This is a genomic window from Sinorhizobium chiapasense, assembly GCF_045277575.1.
Classification (GTDB): Bacteria; Pseudomonadota; Alphaproteobacteria; order Rhizobiales; family Rhizobiaceae; genus Ensifer; species Ensifer chiapasense_A.
Genome location: NZ_CP144207.1, coordinates 121,651 through 145,911, shown reverse-complemented (window position 1 = coordinate 145,911; position 24,261 = coordinate 121,651). Strand labels below are relative to the sequence as shown.

Here is a 24,261-nt window from a genome sequence, read left to right as displayed (position 1 = left end):
CGTTAGATTTTCTAAATAGTCATCTCACGGCCGATTACGCGTGAGGTGAGCTGACCAGGCGGGCAGCGGCTTCGTTGCCGCTCCTCACCGCGCGCTCCAGCGTCGCGCCCCGCGCCAGTTCCGCTGCGAGCGCGCCGATGAACTCGTCGCCGGCGCCGTGGGTGCTGACGAGCTTGACCTTAATTGCAGGAATCTTTGCCTCATAGCCGTCATCCTGGACGAAAGCCACACCATCACCGCCCGCGGTGACGACGGCGGTGGGATAATGGCCGGCCAGAATGCGGGCGGCCGCCAAGGCCGTATCGAGGGAATTCACCTCTTGTACCTCGGCTAGCGCTTCCGCCTCGACCGCATTGACCACGACAACATCGACGAGAGCGGTCAGGTCTGCTGACGGTAAGCGGGCTGGCGCGGCGTTGTGTACCACACGGCCCCCGGCCTTCTTCATCGCTTGTGCAGCAAGCACATTCGCCGCATCCGGCACCTCATTCTGCAGCACCAGGATGGAATCGCTCCGGAACAATCCGGCGGCTGCGGAAACGTCTTCTTCGGTAAGGGCGAGATTGCTGCCGGAAACGATGACTGCGCCATAGTCGCCCTCCGCGTCGAAGATCGCAACACTCATGCCGGACCCTTCGCCTGCAACCGTCCGTACCGAGCGAACGTCGACCCCATGTGCATCAAGGTTCGCCTTCAGGGCATGGCCGAAGGAATCGTCAGCGACCGCTCCGATCATGGCCGACTTTACGCCGTGTCTTGCCGCGGAAACCGCCTGATTGCCGCCCTTGCCCCCGCATTTCGGATACCAGGCGGAGCCCGTAACGGTTTCACCCTTCCTTGGGCGGTGCGGGCCTTTCACAATGATATCGTAATGAAGGCTACCGAACACGACAACGGAAGGGGCTGAGATCGTCATAGGAATTTGTCCTTGCGCTTGGAGGCGACCGCCGACATCGTCTTGGCAAGTCCGCGCTCGGCGGCCTTGTAGTCGCGCTGGGCGACGGCGACGAAGATGGCGTCGAGAATGTTGAGCTGCGCAATGCGGGCGGCGGCGTTTTCTCCCATCAGGGGCGAGCCCTGAGCGGTTGAACAAAGAACGACATCCGCATGCTGCGCGAGCGGCGACGCATTATAATTGGTGATTGCAATGGTGCGGGCACCATTGCGGCGAGCAAGCTGGATCGCTTCGATGACCGCGACCGTATTGCCTGAATGGGAGAATCCGATGGCGACGTCTTCGGAGCCGAGCAGCGCCGCCGACATCAGCATCATGTGGGAATCGTCATAGACGCTGGAGCGCACACCAATCCGAAGAAACTTGTGGGCCACGTCACGAGCGATTTGCGCCGAGCCGCCGACACCGTAGAAATCCCGCTGGCGTGCGCCATAAATTAGATCCGCCGCCCGGTCGAAGGCCTCGACGTCCATAATGGCCAAAGTTTCCTCCAGCGCCTGGATCGACGTGCGAAACACCTTCTGGACGATCTCCCGAGAGGTATCCTCGAGCGAGAGTTCCTGATGCATTTCCGCCGTCGGCAACCGATTGTATTGGGCGACCGCACTACGAAATTCACGGTAGCCGGCGAAGCCGAGCTTCTTGGTGATCTTCACGACCATGGCCTCGGAAACGCCCGCCTCACTGGCGATCTCCTTCAGTGACGTGTCGTCGTCGAAGGTTCGGAGCGCGAAGACGGTCTCCACGACGCGCGCCTCCAGTGGAGTGAGATGCGGCATCATCATCCTGATGCGGGGTCCAACGGCTTTCAGGTCGCTTTCCAGATTCATCCACGTCCCCTTGTCATGCGATCGATCATCATCGCGACAAGGATTATAAGACCGGTTGCGAGCAGTTGGTAGAAAGCCTGCACGTTCATCAACGTCAAACCGTTGCGCATCGCGCCAAGGATGATCGCGCCCAAGATGGTGCCGATGATGGAGCCCTTCCCGCCCATCAGAGACGCACCGCCGATGGCCGCCGCTGCAATGGCGTCGAGTTCCCAGAGATTGCCGAGGATCGGTTCGGCGGCGCCGAGGCGGCCGATCAGGATCAGAGAGGCGAGCGCGGCGAGCGCACCGGAAATCACATACGCCGTGACCTTGGTAAGAGCAATCGGTACGCCCGAGACATAGGCCGCCTCCTCATTGCCGCCGACGGCGAGCAGATACTCGCCGATCGGCGTCTTCTTGAGGAGCAACCAGGCGGCAACGGCCACAGCCGCGACGATGATCACCGAGCTCGGAATGCCGGCGACCGAACCGTTGAAAATCGCCCGAAACTCCGCGGGGATGCCGAGCACCGGATTGCCACCCGTATAGATGAGGGCGATTGCCCGGTACGTGCTGAGCGTACCGAGCGTGACGATGAAGGGCTGGAGCCCGACATACGCGACGAGTACGCCGTTGACGAGACCACACAGCACACCGATGCCCAGCCCGGCAAGAATCGCGAGGGACACCGGATAACCTGCCACCAGCAACGTGGCGCTGATAACGGCGGCGATCGCCGCCGTCGGGCCGACTGACAGATCGATGCCGCCGGAAATGATGACGAGTGTCATGCCAAGCGCCAGGCACGCATTGATGCTCGACTGCTGCAGTATGTTGATCAGGTTGCGCTCCGACAAGAAGCCCGGCACCAGCAGCGCGAATACCGCCATGATGAGGACGAGACCAATCAGCGTTCCCGCATCGCGAAGAGAAAAGGAGGAAAACAGCCGGGAAGAACGCACTGGTGCGTTCGAGGCGATATCAGACATGACGATGCTCCTGCTTGATCTCTTTCTTCTCGCCAGCATCGCCGACGGCGTGCATGACGATATTCTGCTCGGAAAGGTCGGCGCGGCCGAGAGTGGCGGCGATCTGGCCATTGCGCATCACCACCACCCGGTCGGAGACGCGCATGACTTCCGGCAACTCTGAAGACACGACGATGATGGTGCGTCCCTCCGCCGCCAACTCCTCGATGAGGTGATAAATCTCGGATTTCGCGCCCACATCGATGCCGCGCGTCGGCTCGTCGAAGAGGAGTACCTGCGAACCGGCGGCAAGCCACCGCGCGATGATCGCCTTTTGTTGATTGCCGCCACTGAACAGCTTGATCGGCCGGTCGATCTGGAACGGTCGCAGGTTCACGCGCTTCAATAGTTCCTCTGCGCGCTTTCGCACGGCCGAATGGCGCACGATGCCATCCTTTGCGAAGCGGCCAAGCGACGGCAGCGCCATGTTGATCGAGACAGGGCGGATAGGAATGATCCCCTCACGCTTCCGCTCCTCCGGCAGGAGGCCGATGCCGGCAGCGATGGCAGCCCGGGGATTGTCGAGCTTCAGCACCTTTCCGTCGAGCCGAACGGTGCCTTTGGCGATCTGATCGACCCCGGCGAGCAGCCGCAGAAGCTCGGTGCGGCCCGACCCGACGAGACCGGCAATGCCCAGGACCTCTCCTCTGCGCACGTCGAACGAAACGTCGCGGACGTGGGTCCGGCTGGCAGAAAGGTCGCGAATTTCCAGCCGCACCTCGTCCTTTGCGTGGGAGTGATGCTCTTCCTGCATCAGTTCGCGGCCGACCATCATGGCGATGACATCTTCCTGCCGAGCGGTTCTGAGACCGGCGACACCGACCACCTGGCCGTCGCGCATGACCGTGCCGCGGTGGCAGATGCGGAAAACTTCGTCCATCTTGTGCGAGACATAGATGATCGACACGCCCGAGGCGGCGAGCTTCTCAACGATGGCGGCCAGGCTTTCGAATTCCGAGGGAGTCAGGCTGGAGGTCGGCTCGTCCATTGCGATAATCTTCGCATTGTCGAGAAGCGCACGGGCGATCTCGACAATCTGCCGCTGCGCCACCTTCAACTCGCGGATCGGTCGGGCCGGATCGATCGAGGGGTCGATCATCGCCAGGGCCTCGGCTGCACGGCGTTCCTGTTCCCGCCGATCGACCAGAAGCCCCCCTGCCCGCTTGAGCGGATGGCCGAGGAACATATTCTGCGCCACCGTCAGGTTCGGCACCTGCTGGAGTTCCTGATGGATCATGGCAATGCCGGCGGCGCGGGCGTTTTCCGGACGACGGAAATGAGCGATCTCACCGTCCACGAAGACCTCGCCATTCGTCGCGCGCTGGACGCCGGAGAGAATTTTCAGAAGGGTCGATTTCCCAGCACCGTTCTCACCGAGAAGCGCATGGATCTCGCCCGGCATGACATCGAAGGACACATCCGTCAGCGCCTTCACGCCTGGAAAGGTTTTCGTGATGCCCGCGAATGTGAGTCTTGCGGTCGTTGCCATGTCGGTTCCTCCTCCCGCGTCCCAATGGAACGGGACCGGCTCGACGCGCGAGCCAGCCCCTAAGGCTTACTTGGCGGCAGCGGCGTCGTGCATCAACACGGTGCGTACGTCGACGCCTTCACCCTGGTACTTGGCGAGGTTGTCCTTGGTGATCAGCGCCTGTGGCGTGGAGACCACGCGCGGCAACGTCTGGCCGGCAACGAGACGCAACGCCACTTCCATCGCGACTTCGCCGGTCAGGATCGGGAAGCTGTCGACCGTACCGGTGAGTTCACCAGCCCTGATCGAGGCGTAGGCATCGGAAATGCCGTCCGTGCCAAACACGGCAACCTTGTCCTGAAGACCAGCCGCCTTGACCGCCTCGACCACGCCGAGCGCCATGCCGTCATTGTTGCAATAGAAGCCGATCAGGTCGGGATGCTGTTGCAGGATGTTCGTCGCCGCATCGTAGGACTGCTGGCGGTCCCAGTTGCCCGGAACACTCGCCACGACCTCGAACTTGCCGCCCTCCGAAATGGCTGCCTTGAAGCCGTCCGTGCGCTGCACGGCGGCGTAGACGCCGGCCTGGCCCTCGATGATGGCCACCTTGCCGCCGTCCGGGCGGTTTTCGACGAACCACTTGGCGACGCGCACGCCGTTGTCGCGCTGGACATTGCCGACATAGTGCTCTGCCTGCGGGATGACGGCGTCGTTGACGTTCAGCACGGGCACGTTGGCCTCCTTCGCCTGTTCCAGTACTGGCTGGAGGTTGGCGTCGGTCTGCGGCGAGACGAGAAGCACGTTGAAGCCCTGCGTGACCATGCCTTCGGCGATGGTGAGCTGGCCAAGCTGGTCGCCTTCGCTCTGCGCCGCTTGATAGGCGACGGTCACGCCCACCTTGTCGGCGAACTTCTGATAGCCTTCACCCAGCGAGCGCCAGTATTCGTTGGTCAGCGTCTTGGAAACACCGCCGGCCTTCGTGCCCTCCGGCAGCTTGGGGAATGCGCCGAGCTTCGTTTCCAGCTCGGACCAGTCTATGCGGTCCTTTTCCGTGTCGGAATTCAGCGGTGCAAGATCCTGGCCGTGCGCCAGACCTGCGACGAGCGCGAAAGCGCAGCCCGCGACGAGAGACTTCATACGAATGCCCATTCCATTTCCTCCTTTGGTGGGTTCCGATGGGTTCTGCAAATCAAGCCCCGATCAGGGCTTCGTTCACGATGCGCATGCTTGTGACGGCGTCCTGACGAGCAAGAGCGTCACCAAGTCTGTTGTCTGCATCGAGCTGATCGGCCACCGAGAGCAGGCGCTTTACGGTGGCAATATTGGCTTCGCATTCAGCGACGGGATCGAGTCCGCTCGCATCTGGGAAGGTGTCGAAGTAGAGCGCGCCGCCATAGCCATCGCGGCGGATCTGACGGAGCAGTTCAAGCGTGGAGCGCATATGGACAGCGCCTACCATCAGGCCATCGTCGCGCTTGGCATAGCCGTCATTGAGATGCACACCGAGGAGACGGCTGCGGCGATGAATCAAATGGGCGGCGTAGGCCGGCTGCTCACCGCAATATAGCGAATGAGCGAAATCCACCGTGACGCCGAGATTGGGCGCGCCGGCGTCCTGGATCGCCAGGAGCGTCGTGGCCGCGTCGCGAAGAAGTGCCTGGGCGCGCGGCTCGTCGGGTTTGTATTCGATGCTGATCAGGCATTCCGGATCATGCTCGGCAACTTCACGTATGCCTTCGATCTCCCAATTCCAAGCCTGCGCGTAATCAAGCTGAAAATTGTAGTCGAAACCGTCCTGGCCGAGCCAAAGGGTCATGAGGTTGGCGCCCATCGCACGGGCTGCGTCGACTCCGCGCTTGGTGAGATCGATGGCTTCCCGCCTCACGGATTCATCCGGATTTGTAAAGGCGCCCATCTTGAAGCCAGGATTGGTGTAGTAGCGCATCGCAAGGCCGTTGACGTTCAGCCCAAGATCGCCGATGCGGCGGCCAAGAGCTGCGGGATCACCGGAAACATGATCGGGATAGTTCAGATCAACGTCTGTAAGACCTTTAGCCTTGGAAGCGCGCTCTGCCATCTGCATGAAAGTTGGTTTGCCGCTCTGGTCGGGCCATGCCAAATGCGGGGCCGAGCCGAAGGAATTGAGTCGCGTAGCAAAACGAGTGAGGGCCATATCGATCTCCGGTATTCATTACTTCACTACATGTTGTTTTTTTGTGAAGTTGTCAATGCAGAAAACGGCCCCCAATCTTTCGTTCTCACACGATGCTCGAGATACGGAGTTCACACATATGGACACGACGCGTGCCGAAAGGTCAGCGTCATCGGGAAAGCTTTGTTGAAAGCCGCGTACGCCCCCCGGGATTTGTCGTTTTGCATTTAACCGCAAGACTCCGACGATAACAGTTTCAATGAGGGGAGCGGGAAAAGGTGGGGGTAAGAACTTTCGGGTAATCGAGGGCTTTTTGGTAGGGGCACTCGTTGACTACGCAATTAAGGATGAACGTCTGGGTCGAGCTTGTCGGGGTCGACGGCGTTCCGCAACGTCGGGAAATCGCAATCGTCGAACGGATTGTCGATGGAGCGCGTCTCGATGACCTCGGCCTTTCTTGGGGGGGGAGCAAGGCGATACAGCGCCGTCTGCAGGAGGAGCTGACACAGTTTCAGACGGATCAGACCGGCCAGCAGGATCGGAAATGTCACGACTGCAACCGCCTGCGCGGGGTTCATGATTACAGATTTCGTACGGTCCATTCGCTCTTCGGCCTTTGTCGTGTGCGCGTGCCCCGGTTGCGCAACTGCGCGTGCGGGAAGACGGCAAGGTCGGGCACCGGAAGCATCGAGACCCTGTTGAGCGGCAGAGCAACGCCGGAATTGGAGCGAATCCAGGCCGAACTCGGCTCCCGGCTGTCGTTTCGAGAAGCCGCCCGTGTGCTTGATCTCTTTGTGCCGGCCGCGCGACCACATAATCATCGGACCGTCAGCAACCGGCTCGCCAAGGTCGCCGATCGGATCGGAAAGTGGGACGTCGCAAGCCCCTATCGCATCAGCCGAGCCAGCGAATCCGCCGTTTCCGTTTTCATTGATGGCGCTTACATTCGCGCAGTTCCCGGATATCAAAGCCGGCATTTCGAGATCGCGATGGGACGCGTTGTTTCACAGGGTCGGCCACCGCGTCAGTTCGCGGCTGCGCCGAATGTGGCCACCGGCAAGCACGATGTCGTTCGTGCGGCAATGCGAGCGCAAGGATGGCTGCCTGGCCGCGATGTTACTGTCTTCAGCGACGGAGAAATCGGGCTGCAAAGTATCGTGCTAAGCGCAACACGCCAGCCCGTAACGCATATTCTTGACTGGTTCCATCTGTCGATGCGGCTCCGACACATCGAACAGGCCTGGGAAGGAACCAAGCATGTCCACGATCTGAACATCTACCTTTGGGACGTCGCGGTTCATGTGCCGAGGCTTCGGCATCTCCTTTGGAGCGGATACATCAGGGAGGCAACCAGAGCCGTGAAGCACATGCTCTCCCAGTTGGACCAGCACGCTTGGCTGCGACACACCAACAACAGGCTCCAGCGCCTGTAGAGGGCATAGCGTTGGTTTCCCGCTAACCAACGCTAAGGGCGATCAAATCACGAACACGAAACGGAGCGTGCGCTGAACTTCTCATTTGGGTGGAACGGCGGACGTTCGTTGGCGTAGTGCGAAGGCGGCTATAGCGTCTCCAGCGCCAGTGCAATGCCCTGTCCTCCGCCGATGCAGAGTGTCACGATGCCGCGGCGCAGGCCCTCACGCTTCAACGCATGCAGGAGCCGGGTAGTCAGGATGGCGCCGGTCGCGCCGATCGGGTGGCCATGCGCGATCGCGCCGCCTTCGACATTCACGATGTCTTCCGGCAGGCCGAGCTCATGGGCGACCGCGATTGGCACCGCGGCGAAGGCCTCGTTGATCTCGATGCGCTCGATGTCGGATAGACTCCAGCCCGCCCTTGTCAGCGCCTTGCGCACGGCGGGAACAGGGCCGAGCCCGAACATGCCCGGTTCCACTCCGGCGACACCATAACCCGCAAGCCGAGCCATCGGCACGATGCCCCTTGCCTCGGCAAAGCCGCGCTCGGCGACGATCATCGCCGCTGCCGCGCTGTTCAGCCCCGGCGCGTTGCCGGCCGTGATCGTACCTTCGGACCGAAAGGCTGGGCGTAAACGGGCGAGCGACTCGACCGTCGTATCGGAGCGCGGTGCTTCGTCGGTCGTAAAACTTTCCGTTCCCTTGCGGCCCTTTACCTCGACCGCGACGATTTCAGCGTCAAAATGACCGGCATCTCGCGCGGCCGTAAAGCTCTGTTGTGAACGCGCCGCGAAGGCGTCCTGATCGGCACGCGTGATCTGCATCTTTTCAACGAGATCTTCGGTGTGCCATCCCGAATGCTGGCCCGAGAAAGCGTCGTTAAGCCCGTCGCTCAGCATGCTGTCAAGGATCTGGGCTGGTCCCATCCGATAGCCCCAGCGCCCGCCATCCATGAGATAGGGCGCGCGGTCCATGTTCTCCATACCGCCGGCGATGGCCATATTACTTTCACCCGCCGCGATCTCCTGCGCGGCGCTCAGTATCGCCTGCGCGCCCGAGCCGCAGACCCGATTGACGGTCATCGCGGGTACCTCGACCGGAAGCCCGCCACCAATAGCAGCCTGCCGCGCCGGGTTCATCCGGTTTCCCGCCTGGATGACATTGCCCATGACCACAGTGCCGACCATGTCTGCCTCGATACCGGCTCGGCGGAGGGTCTCTCGCACTGCAATTGATCCAAGTTCGGTTGCCGGAATGCCTTTCAGCGTGCCGTTAAAGGCGCCGATCGCAGTACGGACGGGATGGGCGAGGATGATGTCACGTGCGTTCATAATGATCTCCCTTTTCGGCAAGGCGCTGCTGACACAGTGTTCAGGCGACGACCCACGGGCTTTCCTCCATCGGAAACCTGATGCAAGGACGTTCTCAGCCCCGCCGCCTCCCTTCCATTCAACATGTTGAAAAGGCGCCGCGCAGCAGCGCGGCGCCGGTGCGTTAGGCGCAGCTCACGGCGGCGATGGAGGGATAGTCGGTATATCCTTCGGCGCCGCCGCCGTAGATGGTCGCCGGGTTCACCTCTGCCAACGGAACAGCAGTCTTCAGCCTCTCCACGAGATCCGGATTGGCGATAAATGGCCGGCCAAACGAAAAGAGATCAGCCGCGCCCTGCGTCAGTCGCGATACTGCGCGTTCGACGTCGTAGCCGTTGTTCGCGATGTATGTATTTCCGAATTTCGCTCTGAGGTCTGCGTAGCTGAATGGAACGACCTCCTGCGATCCGCCTGTCGCACTTTCGACGACGTGAAGATATGCAATCCCCATCTGCCCCAATTTCTCGGCGATGTAATTAAATTGAGCCTGCGGGTCGGTCGAAGTGACCCCATTGACCGGCGAGATCCGGACGCCCGTCCGCTCGGCCCCAACCTCTGCAGCAACAGCGGCAGTCACCTCCAGTATCATCCGTGCGCGATGTTCGACTGAGCCACCATAGGCGTCGGTGCGCGTGTTGGAGCCATCCTTGGCAAACTGTTCCAGTAGATAGCCGTTGGCGCCATGGACTTCGACACCATCAAAGCCAGCGGCAATTGCATTGGCGGCGGCGCGACGAAAATCTGCGACGATGCCAGGGATCTCATCAAATTCAAGCGCGCGAGGTTCAGACACATCGGCGAACGAATTGTTCACAAAGACCTTGGTCTCGGGCTTGATAGCGGAGGGTGCGACCGGCGCTTGACCATTCGGCTGCAGATCGACATGCGAAACACGTCCCACATGCCAGAGCTGCAGAAAGATGTGTCCGCCTTTGGAATGCACCGCGTCGGTCACTTTTCGCCACCCGTCGATTTGAGCTTGCGTATAAATGCCCGGGGTATCCTGATAACCCTGTCCCTGCTGCGAAATCTGCGCACCTTCCGATATGATTAAGCCTGCTGTTGCGCGCTGAGAATAGTATTTCGCGGCAATATCACCCGGCACGAAGCCTGCACCGGCTCTGTTGCGCGTCAAAGGCGCCATGACGATACGGTTCGACAGAGTCAGGGCACCGAGTGTGTAGGGTTCAAAGAGTGCGTTGCCAGTCATTGTATTTCTTTCGTCTGGAGTTCTTGAATTTCAGTCACGCCTCGAGTTTCGCGCCGAGTGTTGGACACCGACCGCCGACGTGTTTGCGGCACGGCCAGATGTTGGTGCCCAACGACGCTCCTGCACGAGGTCAAACGGCGATGCGATAGCGTTCGGCCGCACGGACCTGCGCAAACCCAGGGATCATCGTCTGCCGCGCAGCGTGATAGGCTTCCCACTGGGCAGCATCGTGCAGCGGCGGGATGGTAACGGACTCGCGGCTGTCGAAGCCTGCCAATGCTGCGTCCACAAGTTCGTCCACTTCCATCACGGCCGGGAGCGTGTTGACGTCGATACCGGCAAGCTCCCAGAGTTCGGTCCGCGTCGCCGCAGGCAAAACTGCTTGCACATAGATCCCCTTGGGACCGAGTTCGAGGCTGAGCCCTTGGGAGAGAAACGTCACAAACGCCTTTGTCGCGCCGTAGACGGACATTCCGAATTCCGGTGCAAGCCCTACCACCGAGGAGACGTTGATGATCGCGCCCGAGCCCGCCTCGATGAACCGTGGAGCCACGGCACTGGCGAGGCGAGCAACCGCAGTCGCATTGAGCGCAATAAGTTGGGCGACATCATTGGTAGCTTGATCCGCGAATGTCCCTCCCAGGCTCGCACCGGCATTGTTGACAAGAATCCCGATCCGATGATCGTCGCGCAGACGCGTTTCCACCACCGCAAGTTCATCGGAATTTGTGACATCGGCCTGCAGAATATCGACGGTCACGCCGGTTTCTTCGCGAAGTCGTACCGAGAGAGCCTCCAGTCTCGCCTTGTTGCGGGCGACCAGTACGAGATCATGCCCACGCCGGGCGAAACGTTCTGCATATGCCGCTCCAATACCTGAGGAAGCGCCGGTGATGAGGACGGTGGGAGTTTCAGCCATTGTCTTGTTCTCTTTCGAATGAGTGCTATATTCATGATGACGATAATGATTGCCATTTTAAAATGATGGCTAACATGTAAAAGTCAATGGCAGAGATGGAGAAATCTAAAAATGAAAGTTAGCCGCGAACAGATGGCCGAAAACCGCCAAAGGATCCTGGAGGTCGCGAGCCGATTGTTTCGGGAGAAAGGGTTTGAGGCAGTCGGCGTCGCAGAGGTCATGAAGGCCGCGGGACTAACGCATGGCGGCTTCTACGGTCATTTTAGCTCGAAGGATGACCTCATCGTCCAGGCGCTCGCTCACGCGCTTGGCGAACGTAATGGCGCGACACTTCCGCTTCGCGCATATATGGACGAGTATCTGTCGCCGCGCCATCGCGACAACAGGGCTGGCGGCTGTCCAATTTCCGGGCTTGCCGCCGACACGCTGCGCCAGACACCGGAGGCCCGTTCGGCAGTGACGGATGGCGTGCGTGCCCAGATAGACTGGATGTTCGAGAAGCTGACTGGGTTGGACGAGACCGATCGGCGCCGCGAGGCCATCGGAAGCTGTGCTGCAATGGTCGGAGCGATGATTCTCGCTCGAACGACCACAGATCCCGCCTTTTCGGACGAAATTCTGAAGGAGACCCGAGCATGGATCGATGACGGGCTGAACCGATCCACTGCCGCGATCCCGGAAACAGCATAGGGGCGTTCCTCTGAACCCCTATGCTCCGTCGATTCCTGCCCCGCCGCTCCCAGCGTTTCTGGTCGCATCCGTAGGCTGCGATGCCGCGATATGGCATCGCGCGTCGGTTAAGGTTTATGGGATCTATTTCCCCACCGTGATGACGACCTTGCCCTTCGCACGCCCGGTCTCCACATAGGCCAAGGCGTCCCCGGTCTTCTCAAACGGGAAAATCCTGTCGACCACTGGACGGATTACGCCAGATTCGATCAGGGAGGTGATCTCGCTCAAGTGTTCACCCTGCGCACGCATGAACAGGAACGAGTAACGGATGCCAAGGCTCTTTGCTCTTTTTCGGACCCCTCGGCTCAGCAGGCGCATCACAAGCTTCAGGAACAGATTCAATCTCAGGTCCTTGCCGAACTCCGGGTCTGGCGGACCTGATATCGAAATGAGGTGGCCACCCGGCTTCAAGACACGAAGGGATTTTTCGAGCGTCTTGGTGTCCTGGCTGTTCAGGACGAGGTCATAGCCCGAGAGAACCTTCTCGAAGTCCTGCGTCTTGTAGTCGATAACCACGTCCGCCCCGAGGTTCTTGACCAGATCAACATTCTTCGCACTCGTCGTCGTCGCAACCGTCGCGCCGAGATGCTTGGCGAGTTGTATCGCAAAAGTCCCCACTCCACCGGAGCCGGCCTGAATGAAGACCTTCTGGCCGGGCTTCACCTTGCCCATCTCGACCAGCGCCTGCCATGCGGTCAGACCTACCAGCGGAATGGAGGCGGCCTCTTCCATGCTGAGGTTTTTAGGCTTCAGCGCCACGTCGGCTTCATTCATCGCAATGAACTCTGCGAATGTCCCAACCCGGTGGTCGCGCGGCCGCGCATAGACCTCGTCGCCCGGCTTGTATCGCCGGACCTTCGAACCGACCCGGACAACGCTTCCGGCCACGTCGTGACCCAGGACGAAGGGCGGGCGATAGGGCAGAATGAGTTTGAATTCTCCATCTCTGACCTTGGAGTCCAGCAGATTCACGCCGGTCGCATGAACGCGAACCAGAACGTCATTGTCCCGCAACTCCGGCTCCGGCACGTCGGCCAGGCGCAAGGCACCTTTCTTTTTGTATTTATCGACAACGAATGCCTTCATCGGTTCTCTCCAATGTGCAGTTCTGTGGTGACGTCAGTGCCGAGGAACGACAGAACCTTCCGCACGAAATCGGCGTGGTTCTGGAAAATCCCGCCATGCCCGGCGTCTTCGAAGATCACCAACTGCGAGCCCGGGATACGCCTGGCGAGGTCGTAGGTATTGCTGCTCGAAACCATCTTGTCCTGATCACCATTCGCAATCAGCACCGGGATCCGAATGCTTCCGAGATCTTGAGGCGCCTGCCGTCCCCATGCAGTGATCGCCTTGAGCTGTCGCAGGAAAGCACGGGGAGTCGGCCCCTTGTCTCTGCCCGTTTTGCGTTCCTTCAGCCGACTGAGGAAGGCTTCCGCGGCGCGGCGACCATTGGCCGTGGAGGTGAAAAACAGATAGGTTTTCGGGTCGCGCAGTGTGAGCAGACCTTTGATAATAAGGGGCCAGGACACCGCCCCCACCTTGTCGATGCCTTTGCCGCCCGCCGGACCAGTGCCGGTAAGGATGAGTTTTCGCACGAGGTCCGGCGCTTTGAGCGCAATATCCTGCGCCACAAAGCCCCCGAGGGAAAAGCCGAGCAGATCGACCTTCTCGAATCCCATCGCCCGGATCAGAGCAATCGCGTCGCGCGCCATTTCGTCGATGGTCACAGGCGCTGTTCCGCCCGACGCACCAATACCGCGGTAATTGGTCGCGATCACACGATGCTTGCTCGCGAGGCCATCAACAATCCGGGGATCGAAATTGTCCAGCACTGCCCCCCAGTGGTTGAGGAGAATGAGCGGCACGCCCCCCAGGGGGCCAAGGTCTCGATAGGCGAAAGCCGTTCCCCCCACCTTGATGGAGAAATTGGGCGCATCGATATAGCGCGCAGCCGATCCGACGTTGCGCAGAGGACTTGTCATTAGTTGCTCCATCGTCCGGCTCCGGCCGGATATTGAGACAGAGAAGTGGACTTCAGCCGCTTCAGAGTTTTGATGATGATTATCATGTAAATTGATACATGATTGCCATCATAAAAAATGTCAAGCGGAATTTTGCTGGATCGAACAGGGCGCGATCACAAGATCAGGAGCCACGACGTAGGTCGTTTCAGTAGCGAACGGAGGGGAAAACATGAGAGTGTCGCGAGAGAGAACGAAGGAGGGAGATCGAAGGCCGGGGACGGTAACCGAAGACCATTCTTCGCGAGCTCCAGCACATGCTCCCGTCGTTATGAGCGGAGCGATCTAATCAGACTGAACATGTCTCCGATGGACCGGCTTGTCATCAGCTGCGCTGCCCGCGGGATCGTCAAGGGCGGCGCAGTGGCGGACACAGGAGGCTTTGTCGTGCCATCACCCCAGATCCGTGCGATCGGCAGGCGATGTTGAGCGTTGATTATGGTAGCGAGCGCTGCCCGATAGGTATCCTCGCGGACATAGGCATCCTGCGTCCAGATGAGCTGGTCGCGGGTCACGCCCTGGCTGGCAGCCGCCATCCGGGAGAGCCCAAGATTGGTGGCATCAGCCAGAATAGCGGCGAGAAGGGCACTCTCGTTGGGACAGCGTTCGCCGGTGCGCAGGTTTGTGAAGGCCGCCATGAAGCCGGTTTCGCGAGCGACTTCGTGCAGGAGTTCGGTGATGCGAATACGCGGCATCATCGCATCGAGCCGATCGGCGAGCGCTTTCGCTTCGGAGGGGATCGCCGTTTTGACCGACGAGATCTGCAGCCGATCCTCGACAAAGCGCACGCCTTCGAGCTGGTTCCGTTTGAGGCGATGATTTGCAGCGTCGCCTTGGCATCGTTATTTCAATGGACCCAGTGCTCGCGCCCACTCACGCGAAACAGGGCCCGCCACAGAACGGCATGCCGTCCGCGCTCAGCAGAGCTTCTATATGACCTGACAGATTTGGAGCCGCAGCCGGTGGAACCGATTAAACACCTAGAGACGACCTCGAAAAGAGTCTGTGAAACAATTCATGGCATATTAATGTTCCCAGACAACTATAAGTACTAGCGCGTCAGGAGGATCGCCATCATGAGAGTATTGCTTGCGGTCATCGCGCTGGCGTTTTCGCTGGTCAGCGGACAGGGGGTGGCCGAAGATAACGTCATTCTGACGATCAACGGCAAAATCACCGGCGGTACGCCTGTCAACTTCAGCCGCGCTGATCTCGAAGCGATCGGCAGTGCCACGATTGCCACCACGACACCGTGGCATGACGGCGTCATTACATTCGAGGGCGTCCCTCTATCGAAATTGATGGAAAAGGTCGGAGCCAGCGGTAAGATAGCCTTTGTTGTCGCACTCAACGACTACGCGACCGAAATCCCCCTCTCCGACTTTTCCGACTACGACGTCATTCTGGCAATCAAGCAGAACGGAAATTATATGGAGGTCGCCGACAAGGGGCCTCTCTTCGTTATCTACCCCTATGACGACAAGCCGGAGCTCAAGAGCGAGACCTATTTCTCGCGTTCCGCCTGGCAGGTTCGAACGATCACCATCGAGTAACGCCACCCGATGCTCCGGTTGCCCAAACCCGTCACCGCCATCGACTGGGTTCGATGGTTCGGCATTGTCGTCGTCCTGTTTCTGGGTATCGCCGCTGCGGCCTTCACTTATGTCATCGACTCCTCCGACAACGCGCTTGACCAGGTGTTGCGCTACGACGTGGCCTGGTCAGGCGCCGGCGGGCGACTGGAGATGGCAAGGCTTCAAAAGGATGTCGCGCGCTTTGCCCTGACCGGCGATCCTGCCGATGCCAAGCAAGCCCGGCTGTCCTACCAAATTCTCGTTGGGCGGATGCGGACGTGGGGCGCCGGCGCTTTCCGGGAGTTTCTTGACACATCACCACGATTGCGTGTCCTTTTCGACGAACTGTTCGTGAAGATAGAGAGTCTTGAACACGACCTGAACACGCTTGAGAAGCTCGGGCCGCAAGCTCTCGAGGTCGTTCTGACCGGTCTCGGCTCGGCGAGCGAGTCTCTGACCCGCATCGGCACGAACGCCTACTCGACCAGCCTGGCACAGGCTGAAGGCATCCGCGAGACGCTGCAAGAACGGCAAATCATCCAACGCGTTCTTATTGCCGGCCTCTTTCTCACAGGGCTCGCTTTGCTTGTCCTGACCGGCGTGCAGAACCGATCGCTTGGCCGCGCCAACCAGCGATTGCGCGACAATGGCAAACGGTTGGCTTTTCTGGCGAACCACGACGCGCTGACCACTCTCCCCAACCGAACCGCCTTCGACCAGGCAATGAACGCTGCGGTGGAGAGATTGCCTGTGGAAAGCACCCACCTCGCTGTCCTCGCGATCGATCTGGACGGCTTCAAGGCGATCAACGACACGCTCAGCCATGCAGCTGGTGATGGGCTGCTCATCTCGGTGGCGAACCGCCTCTCGGCGGAAGTATCCGCGTGGAATCCGAGCAATGTCGTCTCCCGGTTCGGCGGTGACGAATTCATGGTGTTGCTGCATGAGCCGGGTGAAAAGCAGCAGCTTGTCGACCGGGCAAACCATATACGCCAAACGCTGCGCGCCCCTCACATGGTGTCAGCCGGTACGGTCACCATCGACGCGTCAGTCGGTTGGGCAATGTCATGCGATGACGATCACGAGAACGCCCGCCTGCAACTCAATGCCGACCTTGCCCTCAACCATGCGAAGGTGAGCGGCCGGGGCAGTATTGTTGCCTACGCACCCCAGATGCGAGCTATCCTCGCGCACCGCAACCGAATGGAAGTCGACCTGGACGAGGCCATCAAAGCCGGCGACATTATTCCTTTCTATCAATTGCAGGTCGACCTTGGTACGGGCCGTGTAATCGGCGTCGAAGCGCTTGCGCGCTGGCGCCGCGCCACGGGTGACTGGGTGTCGCCCGGAGAGTTCATCCCTATTGCCGAAAGCACAGGCCAGATCGTTGAGGTCGGTCGCCTCATGCTCGAGGCGGCCTGCCGCGACGCACATTCATTCCCGCTTGACGTACCGGTTTCGGTAAACCTGTCCGTCGTCCAACTGATGCGCGATGACGTCGTTTCGACCGTTTCCGACCTGCTCACGGCTACCAGGCTGCCACCGCACCGTCTCAGGCTGGAGGTCACCGAATCCGTCGTCATGGCAGACGTCGAGCGGTCGCTGGCAATGCTCTCGCGTCTCAAGGCACTTGGAGTCTCAATCTCGCTCGATGATTTCGGCACGGGCTATTCGGCCTTGGCCTATCTGCGATCCTTCGCCTGGGACGAGCTGAAGATCGACCGAAGCTTCGTCCAGGGCATTGGCGATGATCCGCAAAGCCTCGCCATCGTCAAAACCGTCGTGGCGCTCGCGAGCGAACTCGAAATCTCCGTAGTGGCCGAAGGTATCGAGTCCCATCCCCAGCATCATTTGTTGCGTCAGGCCGGCTGCATGATCGGCCAAGGTTACCTCTATAGCAAGCCCGTTCCCCTGCCGGACCTCGAGGCTGCTTTCCGCAAAATCGACCAACTTGATGACGGCACAACCAACAACGGACAAGCAGCGACCGTCATCGAGACACGAGCGCCGGCGTGCACCGCGGCAATAACGGGATTCTCTGCCTGACTTTTAGATGGCATACGGAATTTGTCCGGTTTCAAACGGATATTCGGATCGATGTTGCCAAATTTGCCCAAAGTCGGACAGCTTCGCCACTTTCAAGTCGCGAGACCATTCTTCCCAGTTTCCCGACGGCCAGAAAGGTAAAGCGAGGCCTGGTGGATCCCAGTCTCGCTGGCCAAGCGGCGATCACGCCGATCTCCTACCAGCAGATCATTGCAATCGCTTGTCATGTCGGCCTGCTTACCTGCTGTTTGGAAGTGCTTTGCGCGGCAGCGTTCAGACAAGCTCCATCGTCCTTCCGAAGTCCGCCGCGGACACATCGCGATAGCCCATGGCCGGAGGCCGGCTAAGGTTCCTCACCGCGTTCTCGCAATCCGTACGGCGAATGTACTAGCCCTGCCCCCCGAGATGACTACTGTATCAACGTTGAAGGACGGGGCCTATCGCTGTATAGTTTCATTTATAGTTTATTTTAATTTTTTCAAACCGTTAGCCTGCGGAAGGAGGACATCATGCGCCTTCCCGAGATACCTTGGACAGTTCCGTTATCTGTTCGTTTACAGTCAGGGACGAACCGCATTTTCGCATCCGTCTACGACGCCCTGGATTTTCTAGAACATGAATGGCCGATACGGCACGGACAAGGCTATGAACGAGCCGTCATGACGTGCCGAGGTGCTTTGAACCACTCGGTTCCATCTGCGGTCGCGCGCGAGGCCTTCATCGGCGCGTGCTTGGAGGCTGGCATGGCAACGTCAGCGATTGCTGCCCACTATCATGCGCGCTCGGGACCTCACGGCAACAAGCCAATGGCCTGACAACGCCAATTTGCGCACGAAAACCGCAGCGCACCGACGAGCAGGAAAGCCGCGCTCCAAGTCAGAAACCCTGACATTGGAGTTCGTTGCACCATATACCCGCCCTGCCCCGGTTACGGCGTGCCAATTTTTCCGACCTCGTGCACGTGTTCATGCTCTATGCGGTAGGCTTGTTCCAGGCGATCGATCTTCGTTGATCGCAGGCGGCCGCTGGAACGGAGGAAGTTCAGCATCGCCTCAATGTCATCGCTGCCACCGGGAGGCTCGCCATAGGGCACAGGGCGTCGAGCCAGCTTCTGCGCCCAGTAGCGGAGCTCGCGCTCGGCCGGAGGGTAATAGATGCCGAGGCGGTAAAGCCGCCTCTCTGTCCGAACCCATCGTGGAGGCACCGTATCGTCCATCCGGACGATGGGAGACGTGTGCCCATGCTCCCCGTCGCTGGTATCAGGCTCGCCGAAGAACCAGCCGTATAGCCACGGTTGGGGGCCGCCCTCGCTCTGCTCCTCGATAAGCCATCCTTCAATGATCGGAGCAGCATCGAACTCCGCAACGGTTGGTCGAACTGCTACGAACGGATCCGCGTCAGGGAAATAGGGATCGTGAACATTCAGAGGGCCTTCGAAAGGAACGCCCTTGCCGAGTTCGCCGTCAGCGTGCTCGCTGCAGACGACCTTCCATCGACCACGGAAGTTGTTCAGCTGGCCACGGCGTCCGCAGACCTCGCAGATGTGAAAGGATCGCGCGGAGGCCAGCCGGCAGGCATCATCGATCGCGCGGCGAGCATCCGGTGCGACGCCTGCGGTGGCATATTGCATCCGTAGACCACCCATCTTCTGCTGCACCTGTTGGAGCGTGAACGTCCCTCCTGAGGCCATGGACTTGTCGGCCTCGGTGAAGAATGCGTGCAGGATGCCCTGCCAGCCATCGCCGCACGCGATCGCCAACGGACGGTCGTCGAATCCGAGATGCGCGTATCGATCGTTTAGGCGAGTGATCGGGCTCATTGCTTGGTTCCCTTGTTTTCCTCTTCGAGCAGGATTTCCGCGGAACAGTTGCCCGAGTTCACGCTTGCGGGCTTGACTGACGATGATGCGGCCGCCCGTTCAAGATTTGAAGCCGATAGCATCGAGAGCCTCCCCGACGGTCTTTCTCCTGCCTTGAAGCGGGCAACAACCTTCAGGAAGACCACCGCTGTCATGTCTTCGGTCTTCTTCAGATTTGCCGACGAGCCGAGGTATGCCGTTGCGAGTCTTCCCGAGCACCGCGTCCAGTTCGTTCTTCGCCTTTCTGACAGTTAGGGGATCGCCACCGATCTGAGCGATCGTCTCCGCGATGGCAAGTTTCACATCTGTCTTTTTCCAAGCGATGATGGCGTGAACTGCTTCTTCGCGCCGCCCGACGGAGCTTGAATGCGATCGAATATCAGTCGACCGTCAGGCCCTGAAGCGGTCGAAGGCGGTGAGATACCTGGTCGGCGGGTCTGCATCCCAACGATAGATTTCGGAGCGCAGGTAGCGCAGTTCATCGTCCAGCGCATCCTCCTGAAGCTCGATCCACCAGGACTTCGGCCGGCCATCACTTCCGTCCGACCACCGGTAGCCGCGGGCTTTTAGTTGATCCTTCATGTCGAACGGGCTGTTTTCGGCAAAGATGCGCACACGCGATTGCTGGCTCGCTTCGTAGAGTTCGGCAAACGGCGTACGCTCGTCCTCGGTGCGCCCTTGCGCAAGCACCTCGAGGAGGGCGAAGCAATCGTCGACCGCCCGATGCCCTTCATGAAAATATCCCGCCTGGCCGATCAGGTAGCCGAGCTTTGTGCCTTCAAAGCCGCGTCGCGACCAATCGATCTCGGAAACCGAACAGGCCCATGCCTTCCCGGCGAAGACGGGCGAAAAGGCCTCGCAGAACGGTCGATCGAAACCGGCGTTGTGCGCGATGACGAGATCGGCACGCTCGATAATGGACCGAAGCTGCGCCAGATCGATCATCTGTCCAGCCACCATCTCATCGGTGATACCGGTCAGGCGCGTGACCTCTGCCGGGATCGGGATGCTCGGTTGCTGCAGACCGCCGTAGACGCCCGTGACATCGCCGATGGCGCCGGCATCATCGAAGGTGAATGCAACGGCGCCGATTTCGATGATCTCATCCTTGCGATGATTGAGGCCGGTCGTCTCGGTATCGACAATTACGCCGTTCAAGGGAAACCCTGGGCGTGCAGTAGGCGCCACGGGACGCGGTTCAAGCTTTTGCAGGATGCGGTAACGCCCGGTTGCACGAAGCATTCGCACCATATCTTCTTCGCTGAGCGCGGCTGTAGGATGTCGCTTCGCCGGCGAACCAAGCGCCTTCTGATTTGTCGCATTCTCAGCGACGAACAGATCGAACTGCTGCGTCATTCGTTCAACTCGGAACCACCATCGATCGACTCACCGGCTGCAACACCGTTGCATTCCGCTATAAGCTATCCCTCCGAACAATTCAGGAGGAATCATCGAAGCGACTTTGCCCTGGTTCTCCACCGATTTAGCAAACGATCGACGCGCCAGCGTGGCCGATGAGCAGCATTGTTTCGCCACCCACCTCCGGCCGAAGCAAAGCATGTGCCAGTGTGCCGACCCAAATGTCCGGTTGTGCGCTAAGGCAAAAGCGCGCGGAACGTTGTGGCCTTATATTCGAAGTTGGAAATATACTGAGCACCCAAGTCCAATCGCAAGGGACGAGAACGTGGACAAACATGGCGTAAAGGGCACCCGCGCGGGCACAAACTCACCGTCCGAGCTGCAGGACATTGCTCAGAAGCTTTCGGCTCTCGCTCAACAAATTAAAGCAATCGCGGCCGCCCCGCCCAGCAACGCTGTCGATCTCGACGAAAGCGGAGAAGCGTCTCAGAGAGTGGCAATCGAATAACCTGGAAGCATTGGCATTATGGCAGAGCGAGCGGATCGGTGACCCCGCCAACTCTCCCAGCCTGACGTGACCAATCCCCCGACAGCCCGAAGCCACCCGCGCGGCGTGTCAGCGACCGCATCGTTGAATTCAGAGAACAGGCTTGGCGGGAAAGACAGAGCTGTTGCTGCCCGCCTGCGGGCCGTTGAGCCACGACGCAGTTCATTTACGATAGAACGTTGTTCGGCCGGGCTGATCGGGGATGATGGCTCGAAAACACCATCGATGGATCATGCCGCGAAATGCCATCAACGATCACGATCAGAGCCGCCCGCGATGAAGATGTGCCTGTGCTCGGCAGGTACGGGACTCAGCTGATGGCGCTTCATCATCAATGGGATCCCAAGCGCTTCATCGCGACGGGAACCGGTACGAAGGCTTCCTATGCCCGATGGCTGCGAAGTCAGCTTGAAAAACCCGATGTCGTGGTCCTCGCCGCCGAGCAGGAAAAAACGATCGTTGGTTACGCGTATGCCTCTCTCGAGGGATATGACTACATGGCGCTTCGAGGACCAGCAGGGGTCATCCACGATCTTTTCGTGGATCCGGAAAGGCGCAATCAAGGCATCGGCCGGATGCTACTCGATGCGGCGATCGCAGAACTGAGAAAGCGAGGCGCAGACCTAATCGTGCTCTCCACGGCACACAGGAACGAGGCTGCTCAGCGACTGTTTGCTGCAGCCGGTTTTCGCCCGACGGTGGTCGAGATGACGCTCAATGCCAAAGCCTAATTCTGCGACATCCCGGGCGGTCGGGTCTTCCTAGTTTCAAGCAACCCCTCTCACCTGCACCACGGGCGCGGCGTCGGCGGACAACTTGTGTCGCCGCAGACAAACGAAACCGCCAGGCCTTCGGAGATCAGTATCTCTCCAACATCATGACCATCGACCGCAAGCCTTCCACAACTCCGGCCGTGATTGCATTTGTTCGTACCTTCCGTTCCAGGTTTGCAGGAACAGGCAACCCTGGTCACTATCGGGGTTCCAGACGCAACGAGCTCTCTCAGGCGCTCGCTTGCCCGATTTCCAAGTGCAGCTTCACGCGAACATCTGGGCTCGAACTTTTCCGGCGTGTTGAAGCCGACAAGTCGAACGCGCGTGCCATCGCTCATGCGAACCGTGTCGCCGTCGGTGACCGTGAAGGATTGAGCTTGAAAATCGGCAGATGACGCTACTGGCTGAAAAGAGCTGAGACCGCTCTTCGGCAGCCATTCCGTTAGCATCTGGCCGCCGCCGATCGTGATCACCATCAGCAGCAACGCAAGGAATTTGATCTCGCGATAACTCCAGCGTCGACGGCCGGTTCTTCGCCAATGGCGGCGCCCGTAGGTTCGCGTTCCTTGGTTCGCTGCCATTGGTTTGATGAACGAAAGATCGGCATGGCCCGGCAGCCTTGTCAGCTTCCTGAGTGTCGCCATCTGCTTTTCGGTGAGCCGCGTGCGCGGACCGTAACGCTCGATCTTCTGGCGCATGTCCATGAGGAACTGGCGCTGCCAGGCGGTCGGCCGCCCTTCACGCAGGACATCGTCGATACGACTGCGATAATAGGTGACCTCGACTTCGCTCAGCAAAAACCAGCCCCCCAGCCGAGAAGATCATAGCTCAACGCGGGCCAAAGGCGAGCACCTTGGCCGTGGCAATTCGCTGATGCGGAAGGAATTTTAAGTTTTGCTGATACACTAGCGGCATGACCAAGCCCCCGCGCCCACCTCGATCAAGGCCGCTGCTGCGTGACGAAGCGATTGCCGTACAGAGCGGCCGCATCCGTAAGCGCGATCCTGCGCAGCCAAAACTACCCTTCGATCCAATGCCCGATCGCGTCGAGCCGGCGCTTGCTCTTTTAACCGAGAAACCACCTGTAACCGGCGATTGGAGATGGGAGATAAAGTGGGATGGATACCGTTTACACGTTCATATCGAAGGCGACCGCGTGAAGGTTCTTACCAGGAATGGCTTCGATTGGACCAGCAGGTTCCCGGCGATTGCTGAGGCTGCCCGTGTCCTGGCACCGGCGTCTATGATCCTGGATGGCGAAGCTGTCGTCCTCGACGAGCAAGGCAGGTCAGATTTCAGCCTGCTCCAGAGATCGCTCGGGGCGTCCGGACGAAAGATTGGAAACCGGGCCTCGCCCGCCCTCTTCTATGCGTTCGACCTGCTCTATCTCGACGGTCACGATATACGCCACCTCGAGTGTCGCGCCCGGCGACATCTGCTGGAGGAAGCGTTGCGCGGTCACGACGGCGCAATCCTGATTTCCGAAGAGGCGGACGCCGACCCGGCGGAATTGCTTGCTCACGCCTGCCATATGGGACTGGAAGGCATCGTCGGGAAGCGTCAGGACCGTGCCTATCGATCCGGGCGCACCGGCGAATGGATCAAGATCAAGTGCGTCAAGAGCGAAGCGTTCATGGTCGTCGGCTATGAACCGTCCACGGTATTGCGGGCTGGATTTGGCTCCTTGCTGCTTGCAGCCTATAGGGACAACGACCTGGTATATGTTGGGGGCGTCGGAACTGGCTTTAAGGAGCGCGACGCGATGCAACTGCGGAAGAAGATGGACAAGCTGCCGTGGAAACAGAAGCAGCCGCCAGTGCCCTATTCAGGGAAACGCAACGTCGTATGGCTTCAACCGACGCTCATAGTGGAGATCGAGTTCCGGGCCTGGACGACAGACGAAAAGCTCCGCCATCCCTCCTACAAGGGCCTGCGGGAGTTCCAAGATAATGCAGCCGTCTACCGTCTCGATAGCCAAGGGTAGCAGCAACCCGCTGCGTCGGGCATGGTGTCTTCCTTGCC

General features: G+C 59.7%; 21 protein-coding genes and 3 pseudogenes. 8 read left to right on the top strand and 16 right to left on the bottom strand.

What is annotated here, in order from left to right; translation table 11 throughout:
- Window positions 1-34: 34 nt before the first annotated feature.
- The 6 genes from QM996_RS31860 to QM996_RS31835 all read right to left on the bottom strand — a co-directional run bounded on the left by QM996_RS31860 (window position 35) and on the right by QM996_RS31835 (window position 6,436).
- Window positions 35-916 carry a PfkB family carbohydrate kinase gene (locus tag QM996_RS31860; protein WP_334142134.1) on the bottom strand — a complete coding sequence of 294 codons (882 nt, stop codon included), beginning with the start codon at window positions 914-916 and terminating at the stop codon, window positions 35-37.
- Window positions 913-1,785, bottom strand: coding sequence for a MurR/RpiR family transcriptional regulator (locus QM996_RS31855; RefSeq protein ID WP_334142132.1), 873 nt, complete (start codon window positions 1,783-1,785; stop codon window positions 913-915). Before QM996_RS31855 ends, QM996_RS31860 begins: the two co-directional genes overlap by 4 nt.
- Window positions 1,782-2,756, bottom strand: a complete 975-nt coding sequence (locus tag QM996_RS31850; RefSeq protein WP_334142130.1) for an ABC transporter permease — start codon at window positions 2,754-2,756, stop codon at window positions 1,782-1,784. The genes QM996_RS31855 and QM996_RS31850 overlap by 4 nt, the downstream gene beginning before the upstream one ends.
- Window positions 2,749-4,284, bottom strand: a complete 1,536-nt coding sequence (locus QM996_RS31845) for a sugar ABC transporter ATP-binding protein (RefSeq protein ID WP_334142128.1) — start codon at window positions 4,282-4,284, stop codon at window positions 2,749-2,751. The genes QM996_RS31850 and QM996_RS31845 overlap by 8 nt, the downstream gene beginning before the upstream one ends.
- Window positions 4,285-4,350: 66 nt before the next feature.
- On the bottom strand, window positions 4,351-5,412 hold the full coding sequence (locus QM996_RS31840) for a sugar ABC transporter substrate-binding protein (protein WP_334142126.1): 1,062 nt from the start codon (window positions 5,410-5,412) through the stop codon (window positions 4,351-4,353).
- A 40-nt stretch (window positions 5,413-5,452) separates the two neighbouring features.
- Window positions 5,453-6,436: a sugar phosphate isomerase/epimerase family protein gene (locus QM996_RS31835; protein ID WP_334142124.1), complete on the bottom strand. Its 984-nt coding sequence runs from the start codon at window positions 6,434-6,436 to the stop codon at window positions 5,453-5,455.
- 308 nt (window positions 6,437-6,744) lie between these two features.
- On the opposite strand from QM996_RS31835, the pseudogene QM996_RS31830 reads away from it, so the two are divergent.
- Window positions 6,745-7,845, top strand: a pseudogene (locus QM996_RS31830) (hypothetical protein); the annotation flags it as partial.
- Window positions 7,846-7,976: 131 nt separating this feature from the next.
- Here the strand turns inward: QM996_RS31830 and QM996_RS31825 are convergent.
- The 3 genes from QM996_RS31825 to QM996_RS31815 form a co-directional block, all read right to left on the bottom strand.
- Complete coding sequence (locus QM996_RS31825) at window positions 7,977-9,161, bottom strand: thiolase family protein (RefSeq protein ID WP_334142121.1); 1,185 nt, start codon at window positions 9,159-9,161, stop codon at window positions 7,977-7,979.
- Window positions 9,162-9,324: 163 nt separating this feature from the next.
- Window positions 9,325-10,410, bottom strand: coding sequence for an alkene reductase (locus QM996_RS31820; protein ID WP_334142119.1), 1,086 nt, complete (start codon window positions 10,408-10,410; stop codon window positions 9,325-9,327).
- A gap of 130 nt (window positions 10,411-10,540) precedes the next feature.
- Entirely contained in the window at window positions 10,541-11,329 is a 789-nt protein-coding gene (locus tag QM996_RS31815; RefSeq protein WP_334142117.1) for an SDR family NAD(P)-dependent oxidoreductase, read from the bottom strand.
- A 111-nt stretch (window positions 11,330-11,440) separates the two neighbouring features.
- On the opposite strand from QM996_RS31815, the gene QM996_RS31810 reads away from it, so the two are divergent.
- Complete coding sequence (locus tag QM996_RS31810) at window positions 11,441-12,019, top strand: TetR/AcrR family transcriptional regulator (RefSeq protein ID WP_334142115.1); 579 nt, start codon at window positions 11,441-11,443, stop codon at window positions 12,017-12,019.
- Between the two features lie 123 nt (window positions 12,020-12,142).
- Here QM996_RS31810 and QM996_RS31805 read toward each other — a convergent pair whose 3' ends face one another.
- The 3 genes and pseudogenes from QM996_RS31805 to QM996_RS31795 form a co-directional block, all read right to left on the bottom strand.
- Complete coding sequence (locus QM996_RS31805; protein ID WP_334142113.1) at window positions 12,143-13,147, bottom strand: NADP-dependent oxidoreductase; 1,005 nt, start codon at window positions 13,145-13,147, stop codon at window positions 12,143-12,145.
- A complete protein-coding gene (locus tag QM996_RS31800) occupies window positions 13,144-14,043 on the bottom strand; it encodes an alpha/beta fold hydrolase (protein WP_334142111.1) in 900 nt (299 codons plus the stop codon). Before QM996_RS31800 ends, QM996_RS31805 begins: the two co-directional genes overlap by 4 nt.
- A gap of 422 nt (window positions 14,044-14,465) precedes the next feature.
- Window positions 14,466-14,897 (bottom strand): annotated as a pseudogene (locus QM996_RS31795) (Tn3 family transposase); the annotation flags it as partial.
- A 261-nt stretch (window positions 14,898-15,158) separates the two neighbouring features.
- On the opposite strand from QM996_RS31795, the gene QM996_RS31790 reads away from it, so the two are divergent.
- From QM996_RS31790 to QM996_RS31775, 4 genes and pseudogenes are all read left to right on the top strand, one after another.
- A complete protein-coding gene (locus QM996_RS31790) occupies window positions 15,159-15,635 on the top strand; it encodes a putative pterin-binding protein (RefSeq protein ID WP_334142109.1) in 477 nt (158 codons plus the stop codon).
- 18 nt (window positions 15,636-15,653) lie between these two features.
- Window positions 15,654-17,702: a putative bifunctional diguanylate cyclase/phosphodiesterase gene (locus QM996_RS31785; protein WP_334142107.1), complete on the top strand. Its 2,049-nt coding sequence runs from the start codon at window positions 15,654-15,656 to the stop codon at window positions 17,700-17,702.
- A gap of 113 nt (window positions 17,703-17,815) precedes the next feature.
- Window positions 17,816-18,049, top strand: a pseudogene (locus QM996_RS31780) (hypothetical protein); the annotation flags it as partial.
- A gap of 162 nt (window positions 18,050-18,211) precedes the next feature.
- Window positions 18,212-18,517: a DUF982 domain-containing protein gene (locus QM996_RS31775; protein ID WP_334142105.1), complete on the top strand. Its 306-nt coding sequence runs from the start codon at window positions 18,212-18,214 to the stop codon at window positions 18,515-18,517.
- Between the two features lie 113 nt (window positions 18,518-18,630).
- On the opposite strand, the gene QM996_RS31770 is transcribed toward QM996_RS31775, so the two are convergent.
- The 3 genes from QM996_RS31770 to QM996_RS31760 form a co-directional block, all read right to left on the bottom strand.
- The gene (locus QM996_RS31770; protein WP_334142103.1) at window positions 18,631-19,521 is read right to left on the bottom strand and encodes a hypothetical protein; all 891 of its coding nucleotides are present in this window, start codon (window positions 19,519-19,521) and stop codon (window positions 18,631-18,633) included.
- 99 nt (window positions 19,522-19,620) lie between these two features.
- Entirely contained in the window at window positions 19,621-19,863 is a 243-nt protein-coding gene (locus QM996_RS31765; RefSeq protein WP_500270560.1) for a hypothetical protein, read from the bottom strand.
- Window positions 19,864-19,950: 87 nt separating this feature from the next.
- Window positions 19,951-20,916 carry a 3'-5' exonuclease gene (locus tag QM996_RS31760; RefSeq protein WP_334142099.1) on the bottom strand — a complete coding sequence of 322 codons (966 nt, stop codon included), beginning with the start codon at window positions 20,914-20,916 and terminating at the stop codon, window positions 19,951-19,953.
- Between the two features lie 792 nt (window positions 20,917-21,708).
- On the opposite strand from QM996_RS31760, the gene QM996_RS31755 reads away from it, so the two are divergent.
- Window positions 21,709-22,197: a GNAT family N-acetyltransferase gene (locus QM996_RS31755; protein ID WP_334142097.1), complete on the top strand. Its 489-nt coding sequence runs from the start codon at window positions 21,709-21,711 to the stop codon at window positions 22,195-22,197.
- Between the two features lie 50 nt (window positions 22,198-22,247).
- Here QM996_RS31755 and QM996_RS31750 read toward each other — a convergent pair whose 3' ends face one another.
- The gene (locus tag QM996_RS31750) at window positions 22,248-23,036 is read right to left on the bottom strand and encodes a thermonuclease family protein (RefSeq protein ID WP_334142095.1); all 789 of its coding nucleotides are present in this window, start codon (window positions 23,034-23,036) and stop codon (window positions 22,248-22,250) included.
- Between the two features lie 116 nt (window positions 23,037-23,152).
- Here QM996_RS31750 and ligD point away from each other — a divergent pair, with 116 nt between their 5' ends.
- Window positions 23,153-24,223: a non-homologous end-joining DNA ligase gene (ligD, locus tag QM996_RS31745; protein ID WP_334142093.1), complete on the top strand. Its 1,071-nt coding sequence runs from the start codon at window positions 23,153-23,155 to the stop codon at window positions 24,221-24,223.
- Window positions 24,224-24,261: the final 38 nt, after the last annotated feature.

Excerpts from the sequence above, each read along its gene's own strand:
- QM996_RS31850 (WP_334142130.1), bottom strand. The coding sequence starts at position 2,756 with ATGTCTGATATCGCCTCGAACGCACCAGTGCGTTCTTCCCGGCTGTTT.
- QM996_RS31835 (WP_334142124.1), bottom strand. The coding sequence starts at position 6,436 with ATGGCCCTCACTCGTTTTGCTACGCGACTCAATTCCTTCGGCTCGGCC.
- QM996_RS31855 (WP_334142132.1), bottom strand. The coding sequence starts at position 1,785 with ATGAATCTGGAAAGCGACCTGAAAGCCGTTGGACCCCGCATCAGGATG.
- QM996_RS31800 (WP_334142111.1), bottom strand. The coding sequence starts at position 14,043 with ATGACAAGTCCTCTGCGCAACGTCGGATCGGCTGCGCGCTATATCGAT.
- QM996_RS31815 (WP_334142117.1), bottom strand. The coding sequence starts at position 11,329 with ATGGCTGAAACTCCCACCGTCCTCATCACCGGCGCTTCCTCAGGTATT.
- QM996_RS31755 (WP_334142097.1), top strand. The coding sequence starts at position 21,709 with ATGCCATCAACGATCACGATCAGAGCCGCCCGCGATGAAGATGTGCCT.
- QM996_RS31805 (WP_334142113.1), bottom strand. The coding sequence starts at position 13,147 with ATGAAGGCATTCGTTGTCGATAAATACAAAAAGAAAGGTGCCTTGCGC.
- ligD (WP_334142093.1), top strand. The coding sequence starts at position 23,153 with ATGACCAAGCCCCCGCGCCCACCTCGATCAAGGCCGCTGCTGCGTGAC.
- QM996_RS31775 (WP_334142105.1), top strand. The coding sequence starts at position 18,212 with ATGCGCCTTCCCGAGATACCTTGGACAGTTCCGTTATCTGTTCGTTTA.
- QM996_RS31840 (WP_334142126.1), bottom strand. The coding sequence starts at position 5,412 with ATGGGCATTCGTATGAAGTCTCTCGTCGCGGGCTGCGCTTTCGCGCTC.
- QM996_RS31860 (WP_334142134.1), bottom strand. The coding sequence starts at position 916 with ATGACGATCTCAGCCCCTTCCGTTGTCGTGTTCGGTAGCCTTCATTAC.
- QM996_RS31820 (WP_334142119.1), bottom strand. The coding sequence starts at position 10,410 with ATGACTGGCAACGCACTCTTTGAACCCTACACACTCGGTGCCCTGACT.
- QM996_RS31770 (WP_334142103.1), bottom strand. The coding sequence starts at position 19,521 with ATGAGCCCGATCACTCGCCTAAACGATCGATACGCGCATCTCGGATTC.
- QM996_RS31790 (WP_334142109.1), top strand. The coding sequence starts at position 15,159 with ATGAGAGTATTGCTTGCGGTCATCGCGCTGGCGTTTTCGCTGGTCAGC.
- QM996_RS31810 (WP_334142115.1), top strand. The coding sequence starts at position 11,441 with ATGAAAGTTAGCCGCGAACAGATGGCCGAAAACCGCCAAAGGATCCTG.
- QM996_RS31760 (WP_334142099.1), bottom strand. The coding sequence starts at position 20,916 with ATGACGCAGCAGTTCGATCTGTTCGTCGCTGAGAATGCGACAAATCAG.
- QM996_RS31845 (WP_334142128.1), bottom strand. The coding sequence starts at position 4,284 with ATGGCAACGACCGCAAGACTCACATTCGCGGGCATCACGAAAACCTTT.
- QM996_RS31825 (WP_334142121.1), bottom strand. The coding sequence starts at position 9,161 with ATGAACGCACGTGACATCATCCTCGCCCATCCCGTCCGTACTGCGATC.